The 2,646-nt window shown below is 72.1% G+C and carries 1 protein-coding gene; it reads left to right on the forward strand.

Annotated features, from left to right (window positions below; all coding sequences use genetic code 11):
- Positions 1-2,646, forward strand: a 2,646-nt coding sequence (gene ppdK, locus ABD234_RS19085; RefSeq protein WP_344359653.1) for a pyruvate, phosphate dikinase, incomplete at both ends; no start/stop codon positions are given.

Here is a 2,646-nt window from a genome sequence, read left to right on the forward strand (position 1 = left end):
CAGAAGGACCTGCTGGGCGGCAAGGGGGCGAACCTCGCCGAGATGACCCGGCTGGGCCTGCCCGTGCCGCCCGGGTTCACGATCACCACCGACGCCTGCCGCTGGTACATGACCCACGGCGAGAACCCGCCGGAGCTGGCCGACCAGGTCGCCGCCGCCCTCGCCGACGTCGAGGAGCGCCTGGGGCGGAGGTTCGGCGACCCCGAGGACCCGCTGCTGGTCTCGGTGCGCTCGGGGGCGAAGGTGTCGATGCCGGGGATGATGGAGACGGTCCTGAACGTGGGCCTGAACGACGAGACCGTGCAGGGGCTGGCCGCCCGTTCGGGATCGGAGCGCTTCGCCCAGGATTCGTACCGTCGCCTGCTGCAGATGTTCGGGCGCACCGTCGAGGAGATCGACGGGGAGCGCTTCGAGGAGGTCATGGACCGCGTCAAGGCGCAGCGCGGCGTCGCCTCGGACGTGGAGCTGACCGCCGAGGATCTCGCCGGCGTGGTCGCCGCGTTCCAGCAGATCATCCTCGAGGAGACCGGCGAGCCGTTCCCGCAGGACCCGCGCGAGCAGCTGCGCCGCTCGATCCGCGCCGTGTTCGACTCGTGGAACGCGCCGCGCGCGGTGGTGTACCGCAACACCGAGCGGATCCGCCACGACCTGGGGACCGCGGTGAACGTGTGCTCGATGGTCTTCGGGAACCTCGACGACCGCTCCGCGACCGGGGTGTGCTTCACCCGGGACCCCGCCACCGGCCAGCTCGGCGTGTACGGGGACTTCCTCGTCAACGCGCAGGGCGAGGACGTCGTCGCGGGGATCCGCAACACGCGCTCCCTGCCCGAGCTCGAGCAGGTCCTGCCCGAGTGCTACGCGCAGCTCACCGGGATCATGGACACCCTCGAGGCGCACTACAAGGACCTGTGCGACATCGAGTTCACCATCGAGTCGGGGACGCTGTGGATGCTGCAGACGCGGGTCGGCAAGCGCACCGCCGCGGCGGCCTTCCGCATCGCCACGACCCTCGTGGACGAGGGCGTGATCGACGAGGAGGAGGCGCTGCGCCGCGTCGACGGCGGCCAGCTGAGCCGCCTCATGTTCCCCCACTTCGCCGAGGGCTCCGGCGCGGAGCCGATCACGACGGGGCTCAACGCCTCCCCCGGCGCGGCCGTCGGCCAGGTCGCCTTCGACTCCGCGAGCGTGGCCGCGCGGGCCCGCGACGGGATCGCCACCATCCTGGTGCGGCGGGAGACGAACCCCGACGACCTCGCCGGGATGCTGGCCGCCGCCGGGGTCCTCACCTCCCGCGGCGGCAAGACCAGCCATGCCGCGGTGGTCGCCCGCGGGCTGGGCAAGACCTGCGTGTGCGGGGCGGAGACCCTCGAGGTCGACGAGAAGGCCCGGGAGATCCGCATGGGCGGGGAGGTGATCGCCCGCGAGGGCGATGTCATCTCCATCGACGGGACCAGCGGCGAGGTGTACCTCGGGGAGGTGCCCGTCGAGCCCAGCGAGGTCGTCCAGTACCTGGAGGGAGATCTCGCGCCCGATGATCCGGCCGCGAGCGATCTGGTGCGCTCCGTGCACCGCCTGATGGGCGTGGCCGATTCCCTGCGCACCCTCGAGGTGCGCGCCAACGCCGACACCGCCGAGGACGCCGCCCGGGCGCGCCGGATGGGCGCCCAGGGCATCGGCCTGGCCCGCACGGAGCACATGTTCCTCGGCAAGCGGCGCGTGCTGGTGGAGAACCTCATCCTCTCCGCCGACCAGGAGCAGCGCCAGGAGGCGCTGGACGAGCTCGCCGAGGTCCAGCGCGGCGACTTCGTCGGGCTGCTCGAGGCGATGGGCTCCCTGCCCACGACGATCCGCCTGCTGGATCCGCCCCTGCACGAGTTCCTCCCCGACATCACCGAGCTCAGCGTGAAGGTCGCCAAGCGCGAGGCGGCCGGCAAGAAGAAGTCCAAGCGGGACGTGACCCTGCTGGGGGCCGTGCGGCGCCTGCACGAGCAGAACCCGATGCTGGGGCTGCGCGGCGTGCGCCTGGGGCTGACGATCCCGGGGCTGTACGGCATGCAGACCCGCGCGATCCTCGAGGCGGAGGCCCAGGTGCGCCGCGCCGGCGGCGACCCCCACATCGAGATCATGGTGCCGCTGGTGTCCTCGATCCGCGAGCTGTGGGAGATCACCGCCGAGATCCGGGCGGTGCGCGACGACGTGGCCGCCGAGCAGGGCATGGACCTCGCCTGCCGGATCGGCACCATGATCGAGCTGCCGCGGGCGGCGCTGCGGGCCGACGAGATCGCCGAGGTCGCCGAGTTCTTCAGCTTCGGCACCAACGACCTCACCCAGACCACCTGGGGCTTCTCCCGCGACGACGTGGAGGCCGGCTTCTTCTTCACCTACAAGGACCGCGGCATCCTGCTGACCAGCCCCTTCGAGTCGCTGGACCAGTACGGGGTCGGGGAGCTGGTGCGCATCGGCGCGCAGCGCGGCCGCTCCACCCGCCCGGACCTCACGCTGGGGGTGTGCGGCGAGCACGGCGGCGACCCCGACTCCATCCACTTCTTCCACCACGTGGGGCTGGACTACGTCTCCTGCTCCCCGTTCCGGGTGCCGGTGGCGCGCTTCGAGGCCGGGCGGGCGAAGCTGCTGGAGGACTCCTTC

This window comes from Brachybacterium phenoliresistens (assembly GCF_039530785.1).
Classification (GTDB): domain Bacteria; phylum Actinomycetota; class Actinomycetes; order Actinomycetales; family Dermabacteraceae; genus Brachybacterium; species Brachybacterium phenoliresistens.